We start from the raw sequence: 16,682 nt of genomic DNA on the forward strand, positions 1-16,682 counted from the left end.
ACGGTGCGCCACGGCGAAATCTCGCTATTGGTCGGCTTCCGGACGTAGATCCTCAGGAGTGCTGTCAGGTAACCTCGCTGCCGGTCACCGCCGAAGGCGCGCACCGGCGCCAGCGGTGCCGCCGCCCAATCGCCCGCGGGCGAGCCGGGGAACCAGGTACATGGGGTGAATCCGCGACAGCGGTAGGGGCCACTTCCGTCCCGAACCCGTCAGCTAACCCGGTCGGCGGCCGACGGAAGGGAACACTGTGACGGCACCCCTGCGCCGCTGGCTGACACCCGTGGTGGCCGTAATGGCCTCGCTGGCCGTGCTGGCCGGGCCGACCCCGGCGACCGCGGCACCCACCGCGGCGGCCCCCGGCACCCCCTCGGGCCACGAGGAGGACGGCGAACCGCCGCTCATCACCGAGGCGATCGACGCCGCCAACCGGAACTACCTCCAGGCCAAGGCGAAGCTCGCCAAGTCCCAGGACCGCCAACGGCGGCTGGCGGCCGAGGTGAAGACGGCACAGGCCGAACTCGACGCGCTCAGCCCGCAGGTCAACCAGCTCGCCGCCCAGTCCTACCGGACCGGCCGGATGGGCGCCATGGCGATGCTGCTGGAGAGCAACTCGCCCGACTCGTTCGTCCGCCGGGTCAACGCCCTGGACGAGCTGAACCTCCTCAACGCGCAGCGCCTGGCCGCCATCAACGCGGTCAAGACCCGCGCCGAGCAGGCCAAGATCGCGCTCGACGCCGAGGTGCGCGAGCAGGAGAAGCAGAAGAACGCGATGGAGCGCGAGAAGGTGCAGGCCGAGCGCGCGCTGAAGCTCGTCGGCGGTCTCGGCTTCACCGGCGGCCTGGTCTCCGCCACCTCACCGGTCGCCAGGATCGCCCCCGGCCGCACCGCGGACGGCGGCTGGAAGTCCGAGTCGTGCAGCGAGGACGACCCGACCACCTCGGGCTGCGTCACCCCGCGCACGCTGCACGCGTACAAGGAGGTCCGGCGCGCGGGCTTCAAGCGCTTCGTGGGCTGCTACCGGTCCGGCGGGCCGTGGGAACACCCCAAGGGCAAGGCGTGTGACTGGTCGCTGCAGAACAGCGGCTTCGCGCCGTGGCACAACAACGACACCCGCCGGTACGGCAACGAGGTCGCCGCGTTCCTCATCCGCAACGCCGACCGGCTGGGCATCTACTACGTCATCTGGAACCGGCAGATCTGGTTCCCGGCCACCGGCTGGCGTTCCTACAGCGGACCGTCGAACCACACCGACCACGTACACATGTCGCTGCTCTGACCCGGACACCACGAAAAGGGGCCGCCCTCGGGCGGCCCCTTTCGCGTCCGAATGTGTCAGCTCGCCAGCGCCGGGTCGGCGGGCGCCGCCGGCGCGGGCACCGGGGCCGGGGACTGCGCCACGGTCCGCACCTCGCCGCCGGCGAGCCGGTACGACATGCCCACCACCGTGCACCGCCCGGCCGCCACCCGCTCGGCCAGCACGGCGGACCGGGCCAGCAGCGTCTCCACGGTCTGCGCGATGTGCACGTCGATGATGCCGTCGAGGTCCTCCACGCCCTGACGGGCGGCGCGCAGCAGGCTGGGCGAGACCGCGTCCACCACCGCGCCCAGGTGCCCGACCGGGGCGGCCCCGGTCCGCACCCCCTCCCGGGCGGCCTGGACCGCGCCGCACGAGTCGTGCCCGAGCACCACCACGAGCGGCGTGCCAAGCACGGTGACCGCGTACTCGACGCTGCCGAGCACCTCCGGTCCGGCGGTGTGCCCGGCGGTACGCACCACGAAGAGGTCACCCAGGCCGCGGTCGAAGATGATCTCGGCGGCGAGCCGCGAGTCGGAGCAGCCGACGATCACCGCGAAGGGATGCTGACCGTCGGCGACCGCTGTCCGGTGCCCGGCGTCCTGATTCGGATGCTGCGGGGCGCCGGTGACGAACCGGTGATTACCGGCACGCAGCTCGTCCAGTGCCTGCTCCGGGGTGCTCGGCGTCATGTCCCTCACCTCGTCTACCTGGGGAACCACCAGGCCGAACGGCCTCGCGACCCACGGTCACACGCACCTCGGGGCCCGTCAAGATTCGTGATACGCATTTCATACTTTCCCCGTCGCCGGACGCACCGGCCCGCGCCGATTCGGCCGGTGACGCGGGTGGCCATAGCATGACCACCATGGCGACCACACCAGTTGAGGACGGGAGCCGCCGTAACTGGACCTTCCTCACCAACCACGGCCATGTGCTGCTGGCGATCGCGCGCAACCCCACCGCCCGGCTGCGGGACGTGGCGGACGAGGTGGGCGTGACCGAACGGGCGGCCCAGGCCATCGTCGCCGACCTCGAGGCCGGGGGTTACCTGCGGCGTACGCGGGTGGGACGGCGCAACGAGTACACGATCAACCCGAAGGGCCGCTTCCGGCACCCGGCCGAGGCCGACCAGCAGGTCGGCGCGCTGCTGGCCCTGTTCGCCGCCGAGCCGGCCGGCGACGCCACCGCCGGCAGGTGACCCGGACGGGCACCACGTGTGCCCGCGCGGACGGGTGCGGCGGGTAATCTCACCGCGTGCGCGACAGCTTGCGGCCGGGCGCGACCACGGGACGCGTCCGGGCCGGACACCGGATCAGGTCCGTCCTCTCCGGAGCGGCGGTGACCGCCCTGCTCGGCGGCGCGCTGGCGGTGCCCGCGCCCGCGCTGGCCGCCCCGAAGTGCGGGCCGACCGGCGGCCCCGCACCCACCGAGGTGCCCTGGGCGCTGAGCCGCCTCGACCCGGCCGCCGCCTGGCGGGTCGGCAAGGGCGCCGGGATCACCGTCGCGGTGATCGACTCCGGGGTCTCACCGACCCATCCCCTGCTGCGCGGACGGGTGCTGCCGGGTGACGACTTCAACCAGCTCGTCCGCCTCCAGGGGCAGTGCGACCTGGTCGGCCACGGCACCATGGTCGCCGGCATCATCGCCGGCCGGGAGGGCACCGGCTCGCCGTACACCGGCATCGCGCCGGAGGCGAAGATCCTGCCGCTGCGGGTACTGGCCGAGAACAAGGAGAACTTCGACCCGGACGTGCCGGCCGAGATCGGCAAGGCGATCCGCTGGGCTGTCGACCACGACGCCGACGTGATCAACCTGTCCCTGGTCACGCTCGACGACCCGGCGCTGAAGTCCGCGGTGCAGTACGCGCTCGCCAAGGACGTGGTGGTCGTCGCCTCCGCCGGCAACCGCCAGGAGAACCGGGAGGACCGGCCGGCCTATCCGGCGGCGTACGAGGGTGTCATCGCCGTCGCCGGGATCGACGAGCAGGGCGGGCATGTCGGCAGCTCGGTCAGCGGGGACTATGTGGACATCGCCGGCCCCGGCCTGAACATCGTCGGGCCCGCGCCGCAGGGATCGGGCTACCGCGCCGAGCCGCAGGGCGGGACGAGCTTCGCCACCGCGTACGTCTCCGGAGCGGCCGCGCTGGTGCGGGCCGCGCACCCGGACCTCAGCGCCGACGAGGTCGCCTACCGGCTGACCCGTACCGCCGACAACCCGCCCGACGGGCACAACGCCGAGGTCGGCTTCGGGATGGTCAACCCGTACCGGGCGGTCACCAGCCTGCTGGGCACCCGGGACGATCCGCCGCTGGGCGCGATGCCGCCGCCGGCGCCGCCGGCCGACCCGCTGGCGTGGCAGCGCACCGTCGCGATCTGGGTCGCCGTCGTGGGCGCGCTGCTGGCCGGCGTCCTGCTGACGCTACGGCCCGTCGTGGTACGCGGACGGCGGCGTGGGTGGCGCCCCGGACGGCGCGACGTCCCGCAGGACGCCTGAGAACGCACGACGGCTCCGCCCGGCACGAGCCGGAGCGGAGCCGTTGTGCAGACCGGTCGGGGGTCAGCTGCCCCAGACCTTGGAGTTGCTCATCTCCGTGGTCATGTAGTTCTCGCGCGCGATGCCCACAGCGCCGCCGATCTCGTTCAGGACCTTGTTGATGTCCCGCACGGCGGCGTCCCACTGGGCCTGGTGCTGCTGGTAGGCGGCCCGGTCCTGGCCCTCCCACTCGAGCTTGGTCAGCATCGCCCGAAGCGTGTCCAGCTTCTCGTCGATGACCCGCGAGATGGCCTGCATCTGCTGGTTGCTGCTCTCCAGAACAGCGTAATCAACCTTGATGCTCATCGATTCCTCCTCTGCCTGTCTTCGCGGATCACGGGTTGAGAGCAGCGTGGAACTTGTCCAGCATCTGCTGCTGCTCTTCGTCGTTGACCTGGTGCGTGGTGCCCGACTTGTCGAGCAGGTCCGCGATGTTGTCCATCGCGGTCAGCAGCTTGCTCGTGTCCTCGGTCCAGCGGTTCATCAGGCCCTGGAAGCCCGTGGACGCCTGGCCCTTCCAGGCCATCGCGAGGTCGTCGACCACGTTCCACAGCTTCTTGAGCTCGCCGTCAACCTCGCTGCGCGTGGACCGCACGTCACTCGCGGCGGTGTGCAGAGTTGCTGCGGTTACCTCGAACGCCATGCTTCACACCCTTCCGTCATCTTGTGGCGGCGGTTCCGCCGCGCCCCTCCCCCGCGGCAAGGCGGACACACCCCACCGACGGACACTTCATCCGAACCGTAGCGGACGATGTCCAACCCGCGCAGCCCTGCCGGCCCGTCGTTCGCATTCGGACACCCCATTGTCGACAGACGCGACCGGGGGTCAGGACCGTTCGCGTGACGATTTGACGACCGTCGACACGCCGAAGGCCAGCACCGCGACCAGCAGCACCACCACGATCCACAGCACCGGCTTCTCGAACGCCCGCTGAAACGCCAGGACCAGCAGCGCCGCGCAGGTGCTCAGCGACACCACCTCGGCGGCCCGCCGCAGCCGCGCCGAGCGGGTCAGCCCGGCGACCAGCATCAGCACCACGAAGACCGGAATGGTCAGCAGGACGTACAGCAGCAGCGAGAAGAGCAGGGTGTCCACGCGTCGCCCCCGTCAGCCGTAGAACTTGGAGTCCCGCACCCAGTCGATCTTGATGTCCTTGATGTCGGGGTCGGTGCCGGTCGGCGCCCAGCCGGGACGGGAGTCCGCGGTGAAGGTGAACCGGTTGTCGGTGTGGAACGCCGCCAGCAACGCGTGCAGCAGCGCGCTGATCTCACCGAAGACCAGGACCAGGATGGCAGCGGTGGCGGCCAGGCCGGCGATGCCGATGGCCTGGGCCAGCGCGGTGGTGGCGGGGAAGAACTGGAGCGCGATCGAGGCGATCACCGCGACCAGGATCGGCATGAGCGCCTGGGCCAGGCCGGAGACCGCGTCGTTGTACGCGTCCCGGGCGGCGGTGAGCGTGTCCCGGTTGGCGGCGAACGCCTCGGCCAGCGAGTTGATCTCCGCGCCGAGCTTGCGCAGGAACAGGTCGAACGCGTCCCGGTCGTCGAAGTCCCACTCCGCCGCGTCCGGCGGGACCGCCGCCATGGCCGCGCCGAACTGGTCCGCGCCGAGCAGGCGGGCCGCCTCGTCCCACTTCTTGATGGCCTCGTTCACCTCCTGGTTGTCGAACGACTCCAGGTAGAGGATCGTGCCGATCAGTGCCGCCGAGGCGGCGATCCAGACCAGGTTGCCCTTGGCGATGGCCGCCGCCGACCGGACCGGCGCCGTGGTCTGCGCGACCGACACCGAGCCGGTCACCGTCCCGGACGCGTTGGCGATGAGGATCTCCGGTGGCATCAGGCGCCCCTCCCGTGACGGGCCCGGCCGGTCACTTGACCACCCAGGGCTGATCCGACTTCTCCCAGTTCTTCGCGGTCTGTTCGAGCTGCGCGGCGGCCCGGCGCAGATGCTCCACGCCGGTCCGGACGTTGTCCAGGTGCCCGTCCACCGCCGCGTTGTGCCGCTCGACCGCGCCGGTGCCGAACCAGCTCAGCGCACACCCGGGCAGCTTCACCTCGGCCAGCAACGTCTCGACGTTGCGGAGGTACTGGATCGGGCCGTCCGGGGCGTCGAGCCGCCGGCCCGCCTTCCGGATTGCGTCGACGTCGACCGTGTTCGGCATCCTCGGCCTTCCTCTCGCTCAGCGCCGCAGATTGCGGGTCGGGTCGGACAGGTCCACCCCGAACTGGCGGAACCAGTCCTCCGGGGTCAGCGTGCCATCCTGGGCCCGGCGGACCATCTCCGAGTCGCCGAGCATCTCGCCCAGCAGCTCGCGCTGCCGCTCCTCGAAGGCGGCGTAGGCCGCGTCGATCGCCGCCTGCATCGCCTCGGCCAGAGAGAAGCTGTCCAGCCGCATCGCCCGCGCGTTCAGCTCGATGTCGCCGACCTTCATGTCGCCGTCCACCGTCACCCGCACCAGGCCGTCCGGGCTCTCCCCGGTCACCCGCAGCTCGGCGCGCTGCCGCTGGACCTCGGCCAGCCGGCGCTGCTGCTCCTGAGCCTGCCGCAGCAGGCCCTCCAGGGCTCCACCGATACCCGACGGGCTGCTCAACTCCGGGCCCTCCCCGTAATCGCGACGATCGATCGGGCCGACGCTACCGGAAACCCGCGACGATCGTCCGTCCCGTCAGGCCGGCTCCGTCCACGCGGTCTGGATCAGCTGCTGGCCGTCGCGGCGGCGCACGAGCGTGCCCCGGCCCGGCGGCTGCGGAGTCGGCCGCAGGTTGCCGAACACCGCGCCCTCCTCGCGGCTGCCGGACATCAGCAGGCCCGGCGAGTCCAGCTCGCGCAGGCGCTGCAGCACCGGCTCGTACAGCGCCCGGGCCACACCGCCGACCCGGCGCGTGATGATCAGGTGCAGGCCGATGTCCCGCGCCTGCGGCAGCAGCTCGTGCAGCGCGCTGAGCGGGTTGCTGCCACCGGAGGCGACCAGGTCGTAGTCGTCCACCAGGATGTACAGGTCCGGGCCCTTCCACCAGCTCCGGTCGCGCAACTGGGCGGTGGTCACGTCCGGGCCGGGCAGCCGGTTCTGCAACGCGCTGCGGATCGAGCCGAGCCCCTGGCTGAACACCTGGTTCGACGGCGCGTAGTCGAGCAGGTGGTCCCCCTCGACCGCGCCCAGCAGACCGCGCCGGTAGTCGGCGATGACCAGCCGCGCCTGGGCCGGGGTGTAGCGCTCGGCGATCCCCCGGGCGATCAGCCGCAGCAGGTTGGTCTTGCCGCACTCGGCGTCGCCGAACACGGTCAGGTGCGGCTCGCTCGCCAGGTCCAGATAGACCGGGGCGAGCGCCGACTCGTTGACGCCGATCGGGATGCCCGGCGCCGACCTGTCGACCACCTTCGCCAGCTCGGTGACCGCGAGCTTGCGCGGCAGCAGCCGGACCTTCGGCGCCGGCTGCCCCGGCCAGTTCGCCGCGACGTGGCCGGCGAGCGCCACCGACGCCTCGGTCAGGTCCTCGATGTCGCGCTTGCCGTCGATCCGCGAGATCGCGGTCAGGAAGTGCAGCTTGTCCCGGGTCAGGCCGCGACCCGGCGCGCCCACCGGCACGTTCTGCGCGGCCCGCCGGTCGATCTCCGACTCCGACGGGTCACCGAGCCGCAGCTCCAGCTTGGTGCCGAGCAGGTCCCGCATGTTGATCCGGATCTCCGCCCAGCGCACCGCCGTGATCACCACGTGGACGCCGAAGCCCAGACCCCGGTTCGCCAGGTTCGTGATCGTCTGCTCCAGCTCCTCGTACTCCTGGCGCAGCGTGTTCCAGCCGTCCACGACGAGGAAGACGTCACCGAACGGGTCGTCGGCGAACTCACCCGCCGCCCGGCGGCGCCGGTAGCTCGCCACCGAGTCGATGCCGTGCTGGGTGAACCGGTTCTCCCGCTCGTCGATCACGGCGACCACCTCGGCCACCGTCCGCCGGACCGCCTCGGTGTCCCGCCGCCCCGCCACGCCCGAGGTGTGCGGCAGTCCGTCCAGGCTGCGCAGCGCGCCGCCACCGAAGTCGAGGCAGAAGAACTGCACCTCGCGCGGCGTGTGGGTGAGCGCCAGCGACGCCAGCATCGAGCGCAGCATGGTGCTCTTGCCGCTCAGCGACGCCCCGACGATCACCACGTTGCCGCCGGCCCCGGCCAGGTCCACCATCATCGGGTCGCGGCGCTGCTCGTACGGCCGGTCCACGATGCCCACCGGCACCGCGAGCCGGCCACGGCCCGGCCAGTCGGCGGTGGTCAGCCCGTACGCCGGGTGCACGCTCAGCTTCGGCAGCAGCTCGGCCAGCCCGGACGGCTCGGCCAGCGGCGGCAGCCACACCTGGTGCGCCGGCTTGCCGCGGCCCTTGAGCTGCTCGATCAGCACGTCCAGCATCGCCACTGCCTTGCCGTCGCCGCTCTGCTCCGGCTCCGGGGCGGACTCGGCGGGGCTCGGCTGGGCGGGCACCGGCACGTAGTCGATGCCGTACGGGACGATCCGGCGCTGCACCTGCGCCCGGGTGGAGCGCTGCACCTGCCCCGGCGCCCGGTACGGGCCGGACACGTACGCGGCGCGGAACCGCAGCATGGTCGCGGTGTCCGTCTTCAGATAGCCGTGACCGGGCGCGCTGGGCAGCTCGTACGCGTCCGGCACGCCGAGCACGATCCGGCTCTCCACCGCCGAGAACGTGCGCAGACCGATCCGGTACGACAGGTGCGTGTCCAGGCCGCGCAGCTTGCCCTCCTCCAGCCGCTGCGAGGCGAGCAGCAGGTGCACCCCGAGCGAGCGGCCGAGACGGCCGATCATCACGAACAGGTCGATGAAGTCCGGTTTGGCCGCGAGCAGCTCGGAGAACTCGTCACAGATGATCAGCAGACTCGGCATCGGCTCCAGCGGCTCACCCGCGGCCCGCGCCTTCTCGTAGTCGTACCGGGAGACGTAGTTGCCCGCCGCCCGCAGCACCTCCTGGCGGCGGTTCATCTCACCGGCCAGCGCGTCCCGCATGCGGTCGACCAGCGGCAGCTCGTCGGAGAGGTTGGTGATCACCGCGCTGGTGTGCGGCAACGCGTCCAGCGAGGCGAACGTGGCGCCGCCCTTGAAGTCGACGAGGACGAAGTTCAGCTCCTCCGAGGAGTGCGTCACCGCGAGCGCCGCGACGACCGTACGCAGCAGTTCGCTCTTGCCGGAACCGGTCGCGCCGATCACCAGGCCGTGCGGGCCCATGCCCTCGTGCGCGGACTCCTTGAAGTCCAGCTCCACCACGTTGCCGTCCGGGCCCAGGCCGAGCGGGATGCGCAGCCGGTCGCGGTTGCTGCGCGGACGCCAGGTCTGCCGGACGTCCACGGTGGCCGCGTCGCCGACACCGAGCAGGTCGGGCAGCTCCATGCTGCGGGACAGCGGCTCCTCGGTGCTGGCGCCCTGCTGCTGGGAGAGCCGGAACGGGGCGATCTGACGGGCCAGCCCCTCGGCCGCGCTCAGGGACAGCCGGTCCGGGCGGCCGAGCCGCGAGGTGGCGGTGCCGCGGACCAGGTCGAGCCCGGTGCCGTCCCCGGCGTCCAGGCAGAGCAGCCAGCGCCCGGCGTCGCGCGGGACCGCGCCGGACAGGTCGAACACGGTCGTGCCGAGCAGACCCGGCCCGGTCAGCGCGCAGGTCGCCGAGACCTCGCCGCCGTCCAGCACCACCACCACGTGCGGCGCGGTCGTCAGCGGCTTCGCCTCCGGCGCGAACCGGGGCCGCCCGCCCAGGTCCTGCGCCAGCGCGGTCTCCGCCTCGTCCAGCGCGGCGAACACCATCCGGCGCGCGCCCGCCGCGTCCGTACGCCCCGGGTGCTGGGCGTGCGGCAGCCACTTCACCCAGTCCCAGGCCGGCTGCCGGTCCGGCGCGGCCACCACGACCACCAGGAGATCCTCCGGGGCGTGGAACGTGACCAGCTGGCCCAGCGCGGCCCGGGCCAGGTCCAGCACCGGCTCCCGGTCGCCGCGCAGGGCGATCCGGCTGAACGCGCGCAGCGACAGCGCGGTCGGCAGGTCCGGCACGCTGGAGTGGGCCCGGACGAACCGGCGCAGCGCGATGGCGCTCATCGGCTCCAGGTCCTCCACCGGCTTGGTCTCCGGCGGCACGATCTCCACGGCGAGCCGCTGCGGGCCGAGCGCGATCCGCACCTCACCGAAGTCGTCCTCGGTGATCCGCCGCTCCCAGAGCCGGCGCGAGGCGGCGATCGACCAGAGCGCGTCCGGCTCCGGGTGCCGCCAGGTCATCGCGGCGCGCTGCTGCTCGGCCGCCCGCCGGGTGCGCTTGCGCATCTGCGCGAGGTAGCGCATGTAGTCGCGCCGCTGCGCGTTCAGCTCGGCCTTGTCCTTGCCGCCGTTGCCGAGCGTGCCGATCGCCATGCCCAACATGGACACACCGAACAGGCCACCCGCGACATACGTCATCATGCCGCCGCCCCGGCCGGCGTAGAGGAACGCCATCGCGCCGACGCCACAGAGCATCGGCAGGATCATCAGCACCTGGCCCATGCCCTTGGCCTGCGGCTCCGGCAGCTCGGGCGGGGATTCCAGCAGCACCTCGCCGCGCGGCAGCGCAGGCCCCGGTTGACGCGGAAGTCGGCGGAACACCACCGTACTCACGGCTCTCCCCTCCCCAGAAGCGGCCCTGATCGTGGTCTGCCACCGCCGGTGAGCGTCGGGTGGGCAACCTGTGCGACCGCCATCGTAGGTAATCTCCGTCAGGCGTCGTGGACCCGTGGGGGCGACGCCGACGGCCCAGCGGATCGTATGCGAGCACGAGGAGGCCACTGTGGCGACGAAGACGGCGACCGGCGGGCTGAGCCGGATCACCATCGTGGCGCCGCGTACCAGGATGGATCTGGCGCTGCCGTCCGACGTGCCGCTCGCCGACCTGCTTCCCACGCTGCTGCGGTACGCGGGCGAGGACCTGGCCGACGAGGGCGTACGGCACGGCGGCTGGGCCCTGTCCCGGCTCGGCGGGCAGCCGCTCGACGGTGGCCGTACCGCCGCGCAACTCGGTGTCCGCGACGGTGAGGTGCTCTACTTCAACCCGCGTGCCGCGACCGCCCCCGAGATCGTCTTCGACGACGTGGTGGACGCGGTCGCCACCTCCACCACCCAGCGGGCGGGCGCCTGGCAGGTGGGCACGACGCGGGTGTTCGCGGTCCTGCTGGCCGCCTCGGCGCTCGCCGGGGGCGCGGTGGCGGCGCTGCTCACCGGTCCGCCGCAGCTGCCCGGCGCGGCGGCCGCGTTCGTGGCCGCGGTGGCGCTGCTGGTGGGCGCCGCCGTGCTGTCCCGCGCCGCCGGTGACAGCCGCACCGGCGCGGTGCTGGCCCTGGTCGGGATCGGTTACGCGGGCGTCGGCGGCCTGCTGGTGCTCGCCGGGGACCGGACGCTCGGCGAACTGGCCGCGCCGCACGTCCTGATCGCCGGGACCGCCGTGGTGGTCTTCGGCGCGATCGCCGCCCTCGCCGTCGGCGACCGGCTGCCGCTGTTCCTCGGCGCGGTGGGCGTGGGTGCCGCGGTCGGTCTCGGCGCGGTGCTCAGCCTGTCCTTCGGCATCGGGGCGGCGGCCTCGGCGGCGGTGGTGGCGACAGTCGCGTTCGGCGCGCTGCCCGCGCTGCCGATGCTCGCCTACCGCCTGGCCCGGCTGCCGGTGCCGTCCATCCCCACCGGCCCGGACGACCTCAAGACCGACACCGAGTCGGTGGACGGGCCGTCGGTGCTGCGCAACAGCGAGCGCGCGGACGCGTTCCTCACCGGTCTGCTCTGGACCGTCTCGCTGCTTGTGCTCGGCGGCGAGGTGGTGCTGGCCGAGGACGGCCGGCTCCCGGCGGTCCTGCTCTGCCTGGTGCTGGCGCTGCTGTCGCTGCTGCGGGCGCGCCCGTTCCTCAGCCGCGCCCAGCGCACGCCGGTGCTGCTGTCCGGCACCGTCGGCCTGGGACTGGTCGCCGCCGCCACGTTCGCCGCCGGCTCGCTGGCGGTACGGCTCGGGCTGATCCTCGGCGGCCTGGCCGTGGTGGCCGTGATCAGCCTGGTCTACGGCCTGACCGTGGCCGGCAAGCGGATCTCCCCGGTCTGGGGCCGGACCCTGGACATCATCGAGATCCTGCTGATCATCGCGCTGGTGCCGCTGGCCGTCTGGGTCTGCGGCGCGTACGGCTGGATCGTCAACCTTCGACCGTGACGGTGCCCATCGCGGTGCCGACCGGTGCGGTGGCGTAGACGCCGGGTCCGTGCTGGCCGTCCAGTGGGCGGGCCGGCACGCCCGCACGCCGGGCCATCTCCCGGACCGCCTTCACCAGCGCCTCGGCGTGCCCGTCCATGGCGGCCACCCGCAGCAGCGGCGGCACCCGCCGGCCGCCCGGGAGCACCACCGCGGCGACGGTGTGCGAGGGCGCGGAGGTGGCGGTGACCGCGTCCACGAGCGCGCCGAGTGAGCCGTTGGGGCGTACCCGCAGGGCCAGGCAGCGCTGCGTCCAGCCGCCCCCGCGCAGGCTGGTCCACGTCTCCACCGGGGACTCCGGCGCCAGGTCGAGCCCGGCACCGGACACCACCGCCGCGTGCAGCTCGTTGCGGTCGAGCACCCGGTGACCGAGGCCGGCGGCGTTGAGCGCCTTGCCGAGCCGGCCGACCCCGGCCGCCACCGTGCGGTGCACGCCGCGCAGGCCGCCGCCCCGGCTCACCGTCTCGGCGCGCGCGTCGGACACCGACAGGCGCAGCGCCACCCACACGGTCCGGTACGCGGACGGCGGCGCGCCGGGTGCCGGGTACCAGACCAGGGTGTGCGAGACGACCTGGGTCTGGGTGACCGGGCCGGAGAAGTCGGCGAGCACCGCGAGTGCGCGGTCCACCGCCGCCGCCTCGATCGTGCCGGCGGGCGCGCCGGGACGGCCGGTCAGCGCCAGCGCGGCGAACCAGCCCCGGTCGTCCTGCCCGATGCCGAGCCGGGTGCCGCGCTCGGTCAGTTCCACCACCGACAGTTCCGGGGCGAGCGCCGCCAGCCGCGGGTCACCGCCGGGCACCGCGCCCCGGGCCCGGTCGCGGCGCCGGCGCAGCCGGCGGCGGAGCATCAGATCCTCGTACCACCAGCGGCCGCCCCGGCGCGCGAACGCCGCGACCACCGCCAGCAGCGCCAGGACGGCGACCACCGCGAGCAGCCACGTCGGGCCGGCGGTGGCGAACCAGACGGCGAGCGCCGCGCACTCCACCACCACCAACTGCCCGACCACGACCGGGCCGAGCCGTCCCCGGCGGCGCTTGTCCGCCGGGGCGACCGGCCGGTCCCCCGGTACGGCGGCAGCGGTGGCGGTACGACCGGGTGGCGCCTGGAGCTGCGTCATCGGTGTGCGTCCCTTCTGGACATCCTGGGCATCCGCCGGGCGGGTGCGGTCGTTCGGGCGGCGGACGGGGTCCGGCGCACCCCCGACGGCCCCTTATCGTAGGGAAGCCCGCGGCGCTGTTCGGACCTGTCGCCGTGGACCCACCCCCGCCGGAGGTTAGTCATGCGGACCCGCCGCGATCAGGTGCAGGCGTACCGCTTCGTCACCCGCCGCATCGTCTCGGCGCTGCTCGCCGGTGATCCGGAGACGAACGACCTGCCGATGCGCCGCCTCGGCATGGCGGTGTTCGGCAGCGTCATCGCGGCCGCGGTGGTGCTCGGCGCCGTCGGCGCGTACGGGCAGCTCACCAGCAACTCCGCGCCGTTGGAGCCGAACACGGTGGTGATCGAGCGGGAGACCGGCGCGACGTACTACTTCGGCGAGGACAAGGTGCTGCGCCCGACGCTCAACTACGCCTCGGCGCGGCTGATCGTCAACGACGCCGGTGCGACGCCGCGCACCATGTCGCAGGCGTCGATCAAGGACCGTCCGCGCGGGCGGCTGGTCGGCATCGTGGGCGCCCCGGACGACCTGCCCGATCGCAAGTCCCTGGTCGGGCTCCCCTGGTCGGTGTGCGACGTACCGGATCCGAACGACCCGCGGCGCTCGACCACGCACCTGGTGATCGACCGCGCGCTGCCCGGCGGGACGGCGCTGACCGACCGGGCCGTGGTGGTGCGGACCAGCGACGCCCGTTACCTGCTCACCGGCGGCTCCCGGCTGCGGGTGGCGGGCGACGAGCAGGCGCTGGTGGCGTTGAAGATGGCCGGTGCGACGAACCTGACCGTCGGGCAGCAGCTGCTGAACGCGGTGCCGGTCGGGCCCGTGCTGCGCAAGCCGTCGATCGCCGGGGACGGCGGCGCGAGCGGGCTCACAGTGGCCGATCGGCCGGCCCGGATCGGCCAGGTGTACCAGGCCGCCGGCCAGTACTACGTGCTCACCCGGCAGGGCCTGGCGACCGTCCGTGAGGTCACCGCGCTGCTGCTGCTCGGCAGCGGCGGCGAAGTGACGCAGATCACTCCCGACGAGGCCGGACGGCTCCTCACCGATCAGCGGCTGGACGCGGACGGTCTGCCGGCCCGGCTGCCGACGCTGCACGAGGTCCGGCCGGGCCGCACGGTGCTCTGCGCCACCTACCGGCCCGGGCCCGCCGGTCAGCCGCCCACCACCACGCTCGAGGTGTTCGACTCCCCGCCGGCCGAGCTGACCTCGGCGACCGCGATGCCGGCCCGGCAGGGCGGCCGGGACGCGGTACGCACCGCCGAGAACGTGCTGCTGCCCGGCGGCAAGGGCGTGCTGGTGCAGGCCACGGCCGGGGAGACCGGCAAGGCGGCGGCCGGTTCGACCGTCTACCTGATCACCGCGCAGGGCATCCGCTATCCGCTCGGCACCACCGGGGGCGACGCGAAGAGCGCGCTCGGGTACGGCGACGTGACGCCGATCGCCGTACCGGCCTCGCTGCTGGCGCTGGTGCCGACCGGCCCGACGCTGTCCCGCGAGGACGCGATGAACTACTTCGATGCGTCAGCGCCTCCGGGGGCCACCCCGACACCTTCGGCCGGCGGTGCGGCGGCGCAGGTCCAGGGCGGTTGACCGGCCGCCACCGGATCCGAAGTGGAGGAAGTCCGTCACGGGTCGCCCGGGTTGGCTCGCTTCGACTAACCTGAGTGCGGCGAAGGTTATCGACGATGACTACGGGGATGCAGCCATGACGGGGCGCACGACGGTAGACGTACTGTCCTTGGAGGACTTCCACCAGCGGCTCGAGCGGCGCCTGCAGGAGGCGGAGTCGGTGTTGCGCAAGCTCAACACCCAGATGCAGTGCCGCCCGCCGGCGCTCGGCACGTTCACCGACGCGACCGACAACGCGCGTCGCTACTCCGAGACGCACCAGAGCTACGTCAACCACGTCGACCGGTTGCGCCGGGCGATCCTGGCCGCCCGCGAGGCGACCCACAAGATCATGACGAACTACAAGACCGCCGAGGCCCGCAACGCCGCCGCCGCGGCCGACATCGCCGCCGCCCTCTCCGGGCTGAACGAGGCGATGAAGCAGCCGAAGGAGGACCCGCGTGTCTGAGTACACCCGGCGCTACGAGCACGTCAGCCACGAGGAGCTCTACCAGGGCGTCAACGCCGGCGACCCGAAGCAGATCGAGGCGCTCAGCGCCCAGTGGACCTCCCTGAAGAGCACGCTCGACGACCTCGGCCGCGACCTGACCGCCGACCTGGAGGCGCTGTCCAAGAGCTGGACCGGCGACGCCGCGCGCGAGTTCACCAGGCGGCTGGACATGGTCGTGCGCTACTCCGGCAACCTCGCCGAGGGCATGACCGGCATCCGGCAGGGCCTCGACATGATGTCCAGCGAGCTGCGGGCCGCGCAGTCCAAGGCGGAGACCCCGGAGAAGACCGACGACAACGACAAGCTGCTCGCCGGCGCCGGCAAGGGCTTCCTGCTCGGCGGCGCCCCGGGCGCGGTGATCGGCGGGATCGTCGGCCACCAGCAGGACAAGGCCGAGCAGGAGAAGGCGCACCAGCGGATGGTGCAGGTCGTGGCGAAGCTCGCCGAGGGCTACGACTTCTCCGCGTACGGCCGCATCGTCGTGCCGGACCCGCCGGAGACCGAACTGCCGGGCCACACCAGCAACGGCGACCCGACGCTGCAGAACGGCCCGTCGGTGAAGACCCCGACGTCCGGCCCGAGCCTGGGCAGCTTCGGCCCGGGCGCCGGCGCCACCGCGACCACCTCGGGCGTGCACCACACGGCTCCGACCGGTGGCACGCCGGGCGAGGGCACGCCCGGTGCGGGCACTCCGGGCGGCCAGCCCGGCGCCGGCGCTCCGGGTTCGGTGCCGACCAGCGGCACCGTCGAGCCGGGCGGCACCTCGCTGGCCGGTGCCACTCCGCTGACCAGCACCGTCGGTGGTCCGACTGTCGGCGGCGGCCCGGGCTTCGGCCCCGGCGGCGCCGGCTCGACGACGATGACCGCGGGCGGACCGGGTGGTGCGCTCTACGGCGCCCCCGGCGTGCTGAGCACCGGCTCGCTGGCCGGCACGGGCGCCAACTCGGCGTCGGCGGCCCGCCTCGGCGGCATGCCCGGCGCCGACAACCGCTCCGCCGCCGGCACGGGCCGGCTCACCTCCGGTCGTGGCCTCGTGGTCGACGCCGGGAGCAAGTCCGCCGAGCGCACCGGCGGCGCCACCGGGCGGCCCGCGATGGCCGGCCGCAGCGGCGTGCTGGGCGGGCGCGGCGGCCACGGCGACGACGAGTCCGACGGCCGGCTGACCTGGCTCACCGAGGACGAGATGGTCTGGGGCGACGGCGACGCCGCCCCGCCGCCGGTGCTCGGCGGCAACTGAGTCCGGCATCCACGGCACGGCGCGGCACCCCGGCAGGGGCGCCGCGCCGTTCCGCGTCCGGCCTGCGTCGGTGTCCGTCCACAGCGACCCGTGGGGTGGC

General features: G+C 73.3%; 16 protein-coding genes and 1 riboswitch. Of the genes, 7 read left to right on the forward strand and 9 right to left on the reverse strand.

Going from position 1 to position 16,682, the window contains the following annotated elements; genetic code table 11:
• Nucleotides 1-112: 112 nt before the first annotated feature.
• A riboswitch (cyclic di-AMP (ydaO/yuaA leader) is annotated at nucleotides 113-244 on the forward strand.
• Nucleotides 245-247: 3 nt separating this feature from the next.
• Nucleotides 248-1,276: a hypothetical protein gene (locus O7604_RS06835; RefSeq protein ID WP_281579171.1), complete on the forward strand. Its 1,029-nt coding sequence runs from the start codon at nucleotides 248-250 to the stop codon at nucleotides 1,274-1,276.
• A gap of 56 nt (nucleotides 1,277-1,332) precedes the next feature.
• Here O7604_RS06835 and O7604_RS06840 read toward each other — a convergent pair whose 3' ends face one another.
• Nucleotides 1,333-1,986, reverse strand: a complete 654-nt coding sequence (locus O7604_RS06840) for a carbonic anhydrase (RefSeq protein ID WP_269702604.1) — start codon at nucleotides 1,984-1,986, stop codon at nucleotides 1,333-1,335.
• A 167-nt stretch (nucleotides 1,987-2,153) separates the two neighbouring features.
• On the opposite strand from O7604_RS06840, the gene O7604_RS06845 reads away from it, so the two are divergent.
• Entirely contained in the window at nucleotides 2,154-2,495 is a 342-nt protein-coding gene (locus O7604_RS06845; RefSeq protein WP_135243016.1) for a MarR family winged helix-turn-helix transcriptional regulator, read from the forward strand.
• Between the two features lie 56 nt (nucleotides 2,496-2,551).
• The gene (gene mycP, locus O7604_RS06850) at nucleotides 2,552-3,790 is read left to right on the forward strand and encodes a type VII secretion-associated serine protease mycosin (protein ID WP_281579172.1); all 1,239 of its coding nucleotides are present in this window, start codon (nucleotides 2,552-2,554) and stop codon (nucleotides 3,788-3,790) included.
• Between the two features lie 63 nt (nucleotides 3,791-3,853).
• Here the strand turns inward: mycP and O7604_RS06855 are convergent, their stop codons facing one another.
• The 7 genes from O7604_RS06855 to eccCa all read right to left on the reverse strand — a co-directional run bounded on the left by O7604_RS06855 (nucleotide 3,854) and on the right by eccCa (nucleotide 10,461).
• The gene (locus O7604_RS06855) at nucleotides 3,854-4,135 is read right to left on the reverse strand and encodes a WXG100 family type VII secretion target (RefSeq protein ID WP_030503508.1); all 282 of its coding nucleotides are present in this window, start codon (nucleotides 4,133-4,135) and stop codon (nucleotides 3,854-3,856) included.
• Nucleotides 4,136-4,163: 28 nt separating this feature from the next.
• The gene (locus tag O7604_RS06860) at nucleotides 4,164-4,472 is read right to left on the reverse strand and encodes a WXG100 family type VII secretion target (RefSeq protein WP_281579173.1); all 309 of its coding nucleotides are present in this window, start codon (nucleotides 4,470-4,472) and stop codon (nucleotides 4,164-4,166) included.
• 183 nt (nucleotides 4,473-4,655) lie between these two features.
• A complete protein-coding gene (locus tag O7604_RS06865; protein WP_281579174.1) occupies nucleotides 4,656-4,925 on the reverse strand; it encodes a hypothetical protein in 270 nt (89 codons plus the stop codon).
• A 12-nt stretch (nucleotides 4,926-4,937) separates the two neighbouring features.
• Nucleotides 4,938-5,666, reverse strand: coding sequence for a hypothetical protein (locus O7604_RS06870; RefSeq protein WP_269702611.1), 729 nt, complete (start codon nucleotides 5,664-5,666; stop codon nucleotides 4,938-4,940).
• A gap of 31 nt (nucleotides 5,667-5,697) precedes the next feature.
• Nucleotides 5,698-5,991: a hypothetical protein gene (locus tag O7604_RS06875; protein ID WP_281579175.1), complete on the reverse strand. Its 294-nt coding sequence runs from the start codon at nucleotides 5,989-5,991 to the stop codon at nucleotides 5,698-5,700.
• Between the two features lie 18 nt (nucleotides 5,992-6,009).
• Nucleotides 6,010-6,420 carry a YbaB/EbfC family nucleoid-associated protein gene (locus O7604_RS06880; protein ID WP_269702615.1) on the reverse strand — a complete coding sequence of 137 codons (411 nt, stop codon included), beginning with the start codon at nucleotides 6,418-6,420 and terminating at the stop codon, nucleotides 6,010-6,012.
• Nucleotides 6,421-6,495: 75 nt separating this feature from the next.
• Nucleotides 6,496-10,461 carry a type VII secretion protein EccCa gene (gene eccCa, locus O7604_RS06885; RefSeq protein ID WP_269702617.1) on the reverse strand — a complete coding sequence of 1,322 codons (3,966 nt, stop codon included), beginning with the start codon at nucleotides 10,459-10,461 and terminating at the stop codon, nucleotides 6,496-6,498.
• 169 nt (nucleotides 10,462-10,630) lie between these two features.
• Between eccCa and eccD the strand changes: the two genes are divergently transcribed.
• The gene (gene eccD / locus O7604_RS06890) at nucleotides 10,631-12,028 is read left to right on the forward strand and encodes a type VII secretion integral membrane protein EccD (RefSeq protein ID WP_281579176.1); all 1,398 of its coding nucleotides are present in this window, start codon (nucleotides 10,631-10,633) and stop codon (nucleotides 12,026-12,028) included.
• Here the strand turns inward: eccD and O7604_RS06895 are convergent.
• Nucleotides 12,012-13,184: a type VII secretion protein EccE gene (locus O7604_RS06895; RefSeq protein ID WP_281579177.1), complete on the reverse strand. Its 1,173-nt coding sequence runs from the start codon at nucleotides 13,182-13,184 to the stop codon at nucleotides 12,012-12,014. The two genes, eccD and O7604_RS06895, sit on opposite strands and share 17 nt — an antisense overlap.
• 162 nt (nucleotides 13,185-13,346) lie before the next feature.
• Here O7604_RS06895 and eccB point away from each other — a divergent pair, with 162 nt between their 5' ends.
• From eccB to O7604_RS06910, 3 genes are all read left to right on the forward strand, one after another.
• Nucleotides 13,347-14,816, forward strand: a complete 1,470-nt coding sequence (gene eccB, locus O7604_RS06900; protein WP_281579178.1) for a type VII secretion protein EccB — start codon at nucleotides 13,347-13,349, stop codon at nucleotides 14,814-14,816.
• A 115-nt stretch (nucleotides 14,817-14,931) separates the two neighbouring features.
• Complete coding sequence (locus O7604_RS06905) at nucleotides 14,932-15,303, forward strand: hypothetical protein (RefSeq protein ID WP_269702623.1); 372 nt, start codon at nucleotides 14,932-14,934, stop codon at nucleotides 15,301-15,303.
• Entirely contained in the window at nucleotides 15,296-16,582 is a 1,287-nt protein-coding gene (locus O7604_RS06910; protein ID WP_269702625.1) for a WXG100 family type VII secretion target, read from the forward strand. Before O7604_RS06905 ends, O7604_RS06910 begins: the two co-directional genes overlap by 8 nt.
• The last annotated feature ends 100 nt before the right edge of the window (nucleotides 16,583-16,682 follow it).

This window comes from Micromonospora sp. WMMA1947 (genome assembly GCF_027497355.1).
Taxonomy (GTDB): Bacteria; Actinomycetota; Actinomycetes; order Mycobacteriales; family Micromonosporaceae; genus Micromonospora.